This is a genomic window from Nostoc sp. CALU 546, from assembly GCF_048836525.1.
Genome location: NZ_JAWJTF010000193.1, coordinates 1 through 5,353, shown reverse-complemented (window position 1 = coordinate 5,353; position 5,353 = coordinate 1). Strand labels below are relative to the sequence as shown.

Annotated in this window: 4 protein-coding genes and 1 pseudogene; 3 read left to right on the top strand and 2 right to left on the bottom strand. The window is 41.4% G+C overall.

Annotated features, from left to right (window positions below; translation table 11 throughout):
- Positions 1-166, bottom strand: a pseudogene (locus RRG12_RS41240) (ATP-binding protein); the annotation flags it as partial.
- Positions 167-857: 691 nt separating this feature from the next.
- Between RRG12_RS41240 and RRG12_RS41235 the strand changes: the two are divergent.
- The 3 genes from RRG12_RS41235 (at position 858) to ftsZ (ending at position 4,091) form a co-directional block, all read left to right on the top strand.
- The gene (locus tag RRG12_RS41235; protein ID WP_069070941.1) at positions 858-1,691 is read left to right on the top strand and encodes a cell division protein FtsQ/DivIB; all 834 of its coding nucleotides are present in this window, start codon (positions 858-860) and stop codon (positions 1,689-1,691) included.
- A gap of 729 nt (positions 1,692-2,420) precedes the next feature.
- The gene (locus RRG12_RS41230) at positions 2,421-2,708 is read left to right on the top strand and encodes a hypothetical protein (RefSeq protein WP_256091007.1); all 288 of its coding nucleotides are present in this window, start codon (positions 2,421-2,423) and stop codon (positions 2,706-2,708) included.
- A 60-nt stretch (positions 2,709-2,768) separates the two neighbouring features.
- Positions 2,769-4,091: a cell division protein FtsZ gene (ftsZ, locus tag RRG12_RS41225; protein WP_069070940.1), complete on the top strand. Its 1,323-nt coding sequence runs from the start codon at positions 2,769-2,771 to the stop codon at positions 4,089-4,091.
- A 363-nt stretch (positions 4,092-4,454) separates the two neighbouring features.
- Here the strand turns inward: ftsZ and gshB are convergent.
- The coding region (gene gshB, locus RRG12_RS41220) for a glutathione synthase (RefSeq protein WP_420763166.1) at positions 4,455-5,353 on the bottom strand (899 nt) is incomplete at its 5' end.

Here is a 5,353-nt window from a genome sequence, read left to right as displayed (position 1 = left end):
CAGGAGAAATCCGAATGATAGTCCGTTGCAATTCTTCGACGATCTTGCAACCACGGACATCAGCAAAATCTATGTAATACTGACGATCTAGCACGTTACTTGTATTTAGCGTGTAGCTTGGGTTACATGCTTTATAAAAACGTGACAAATTTAATGTCGTTTTCATGTATGTAGAGGTGTATGTAGACGTGTTTGTAGATGCAGTTTAATTCGTATTTTTTATACAAGTAATCTCTATCCAGAATGTAGACATACGATTAACTTGCAAGTTGGTAGTGTCTTGCAAGAGACAGCACTTGGTACAGAACTACTGTCAGTAGTATGGTAGAGATTTAATTGACCCTAATAACCTTAAGCATATCTGTCCTTTTTACACCTGATATTGAGATTTTGACAATCTCTAGCTTTTGTTTGAACTGCCACAAACTTTTAGGGCCGGGTGAATCAGTAAAAAAAGTTACTAGATTGCATGGTTCTCAATTTGTATAGCTGACGAGAAGGACTGGTATGAATTATAGCAAGCTATACAGAGATTCAGGAATACTTGTTTATCATTTCACATTCTATTTGTCAAGAAAACAAAATCCTAAACATCTAAATTAATATTTTGTAATCTTTAGGAAAAAAATCTTCAACAATAACTTGTCAAAAAGACTACAGTCAGTTAAAAATGGACACCGGAAACTTTAATGGGAATAGTAACTAGCACCATAATCTTTGTGTAGTTACTGTAAAGTGTTACTAAAAATAAAAAAAGTCTTGAGGAGAGCGGCTAACAGATGCCAACAGTGTTTACTGAAATTAATAATGATACAAATGCGTCAAGGAATTTAGATTGCAATCAAAAAGGGGTTTGAATGGCTGGCATAATATCAGTTTCCCGCACGGATCTAGCCCAGCGTCGTAAAAAATTACGTCGGCAGCGGCAGATGAAAATTATTCAGGCTATTTGGCGAACCTTTGCTATTACTGGTTTGGCGGGTGGATTACTGTGGATGGCAGTCCAACCAGTGTGGATGCTAAAAGCTCCCAAGCAAATAGTGATGAAATCAGGCAATAAATTACTGTCGGATGAAACAACTCAATCACTGTTGGTGTTATCTTACCCCCAGTCTTTGTGGCGGATTGAACCATCAGCGATCGCTAACTCTCTGAAGAAACAACCAACTATTGCCCAAGCGATCGTGAGACGCCGCCTCTTTCCTCCTGGATTGTTTATCGAAATTCAAGAACGAGTACCAGTAGCAGTAACTCAAACACGTGACAACAAAAAAGTAACTATTGGCTTACTAGATGCCAGTGGAGCCTGGATACCCTTAGAAAAATACACATCACTTAATCCCACTAGGAAATTACCAAATCTCAGAGTAATTGGTTCGCCAAAACAATACTGCCTCTATTGGACTCAAATTCATCAAGCTGTCAGCCAAAGTCCCGTAAAAGTAATGGAAGTTGATTGTCAAAATCCAACGAATTTAATTTTGAAAACAGAATTAGGAAATGTGCATCTCGGCGTTCCAGGCCCCCAGTTGTCTGAACAAATCAAGCTACTCGCCCAAATGCGGCATTTAACAGCAAAATTCAATTCTGGTCAAATAGAGTATATTGATCTGAAAAATCCCGAATTTCCCTTAGTACAAATGAACCAAAAAGATCAAAAATTAACTCCCAAGATCCCTAAAAATATCTAGGGTGTTTAATGTATTGATAGCTCCTAGTAAATTAAGAAGCTTTATGCTGATAAATATATTTATTATTTTCAGTTTTCCCGCAACCCTAACGAAAATTGGCATTAACTTCTAATTAACATGAGAAGATCAATCATATAATCTCCATTGCGAGTAAAAGACCCTCAATTATTACCCTAACATCTATATAGTAGGGTGCAAGATGCGGGACAATCTAATGATGATCTAGAGCATACAAAACACCTTCTGCCCATACGTTCCTCACTAAACCCAGTGCGGAAAAGAGAAAAATGCTTGAGTTTTTCATTAAGATCAGACTCGCTTTTCAGAGTGCACAGATGAAAACGGTTTACACCGCTATCTAAGTGCAGAGCCAAAAGTGTTCTAGCTTGAGTCTATTGAGGACAATTCCAAAGACAGTTTACTGAGGTTGCGAACTGTAACAGAAAATGCCACCCAAAATTGCGTAAGCATTGCTGCTGGGCAATAAATTTGGACTATTCTGTACCGTAATTTTTATTAGGTGACGAAACCTCTTAGGAAATCTTGATTTATTGACTGTACTAGTGAGGGTTCTCGTAGGATAGACTATTGCTCCAACAAAGTGTCCATTAAGACCCCCCAAGCAACAAATTAATCAGGTATAGTCTGACAAGTAAATTCTTGCTTAGTTTAACTTAAGGATAAGTAAGTAGAAGGTAAATTTTGTGTCTAAAGTTGCAATTATCCCCAATGGTGAAACCTATTAACAATATTATTATTGAGGCAGAGAAGATACGCTGTAGTGTGTCTTTACAAGTTATGCCCTCCCCTGAGAATAGTGAAGAGATTAATGTCTGGTTGAAGTTATACAGGTCACTTTTTGATAAATATAGGTATACTTCTCTAGAATTGGCTGTGCGATCGGCTGCCCTAAAAGCTTATCCCATAGCAAATTTTCGCACCGCCAATTCTGTTAGGCTTGGCAGTAGTGAAAATAATAAAGAACAGTGCCATAGTATTGTGGCACTGTCAAACTAAAGTTGACTCTTAGGTGAATAACACCTGAAAAAGTCGTTTATCTACCCTTTCACAAATCCAATGACACTTGATAATAACCAAGGACTTAACTATAAAAATTCCCAATCTACGGGACAGCCGGGGTTCTCTCTGGCAGTTAACTCGACCAATCCCTTTAATAACTCTGGGCTGAACTTCGGACAAAATCACGATAATAAGAAGATTTCTGCGGAAAATAGCCGAATCGGTGAGATTGTCCCTGGTCGAGTGGCCAACATCAAAGTGATTGGTGTCGGTGGTGGTGGTGGCAATGCTGTTAACCGCATGATCGAGTCTGATGTCTCTGGGGTAGAGTTTTGGTCAATCAACACTGATGCTCAAGCTTTAACTCTGGCAGGCGCTCCCAGTCGATTGCAAATTGGACAAAAGCTAACGCGGGGTTTAGGAGCAGGTGGTAATCCTGCCATCGGTCAAAAGGCAGCTGAGGAATCACGGGACGAAATTGCTACAGCATTGGAGGGTGCAGACTTAGTATTTATTACTGCTGGTATGGGTGGTGGTACTGGGACAGGTGCAGCCCCAATCGTGGCCGAAGTAGCTAAAGAAATGGGCGCTCTCACTGTTGGTGTTGTTACACGTCCATTTGTCTTTGAGGGTCGCCGCCGCACCAGCCAAGCAGAACAAGGTATTGAAGGACTAAAAAGTAGAGTAGATACACTGATCATTATCCCCAACAACAAACTGCTGGAAGTGATCCCTGAACAAACACCTGTACAAGAAGCTTTTCGTTATGCAGATGATGTGCTGCGTCAAGGGGTGCAAGGTATTTCTGATATCATCACGATCCCCGGTTTGGTAAACGTTGACTTTGCTGATGTTCGGGCTGTGATGGCAGATGCGGGATCGGCATTGATGGGAATTGGCGTTAGCTCTGGAAAATCTAGAGCTAGAGAAGCTGCGATCGCAGCTATTTCTTCACCGTTACTAGAATGTTCTATTGAAGGCGCAAGAGGGGTAGTATTTAATATTACTGGTGGTACTGACCTCACCTTGCATGAAGTGAATGCTGCCGCAGAAGCAATCTACGAAGTAGTTGATCCCAACGCCAATATTATTTTTGGAGCTGTAATTGATGACAGACTCCAAGGTGAGGTGAGAATTACTGTAATTGCCACTGGGTTTACAGGTGAAGTGCAAGCTGCGGTACAACAAAGCGTGGCTAACGTTCGAGTAGCACCGAATGCCTCGAAGCGACCAACAACACAACAACCCGCAGTTAATCCCCCAACCTCAACTCCAAATTCAAATCCAAATCCAGCTCCAACTCCAATTCCAGAACCAAAAGAAAAAATTGGATTGGATATACCTGATTTCCTGAAAAACCGACGTACACCAAGGAATTAAAAGATTTTGGATTTGAGATTTTAGATTAACTGAGCACTCTCAGGTCAGGCTGAACGCTGTATAAAATCTGCTACTTCCACCAGGGTTTTACCAAGGGCAGGGGTAAGCAATCTTTTGCCATCCCCAATTTTGCCAATTGGTAAAAAACTTGTCAACGCTACTTTATAGAATGAACTTGGGCAGGAGTCTGCTGGCTCACATGGTCAGCTATGCTTCTGGAACAAAAAATCAGGAAGACCTGCCCAAATAGGAATACCTAAGCATAGCCAGTCGTGGACATTGCTACATCTACTCATCGCGATCCATTAAACTTAATATTCGGTATAAGTAATATACTTACTCAAGGCAAGTTGCTTAGAGAACTCACTCACGCAAGTGTCCAAAGGAAGTCTGTTCAATCGATTGAATTACCTGATGACCAAGGAGAGTGCCATCTAGTCGGTCAATCTCGCGAATTCCGGTGGGACTAGTGACGTTAACTTCAGTCAGATAGCCACCGATAATGTCAATACCCACAAAGATTAAGCCGTCTTGACGTAAGCGTTCGGCTAATTGGGTACAGATTTCATACTCTCTTGGGGTAATTTCAGTTTGAGCGACTGTACCACCAGTTGCCATATTATTACGAAAATCAGTTCCACTAGAGAGGCGATTGAGCGCACCAATCGGTTCGCCATTGAGCAGGATGATTCGCTTATCTCCCTCTTTTGCCTCTGGTAAATAGGTTTGTACCATTACTGGCACTCGACCTTGGAGGGTACTGAGTTCGACAATGGAGTTAAAATTGCGATCGCCTGATTGCAAAAATAAAATTCCTTCTCCAGCTTTGTTTCCCAGTGGTTTGAGAACTGCTGCCCCCTTTGCTTTGACAAATTCTCGAATAAACTCCTTATCAGCACTGACAATGGTTTCTGGAATCGCTTTAGTAAACTGGAGGGCATACATTTTTTCATTTGCCCCTCGGATGCCTCTCGGACTGTTAATTAACAGGGTTTTATTTTGGTCAATGTAATCGAGAATATAGGTGGCATACAGGTAGGAATCATTGACTGGTGGATCTGTCCGCATAAATACGGCGTCCATTGTCTCTAAAGAAGTTAATGAGGAATCGCTCAACTCATACCAAGGATTCACCGCTACCCAGCGTCTCTCCACCAACTGCACTGGTACAACTTCAACTCGCTGTAGAAAAGCCCAAGCTTTGCCCTCCACCACACTCAGCAACTTTGCTTGAGTCACCCAGACTTCGTGTCCCAGGATTG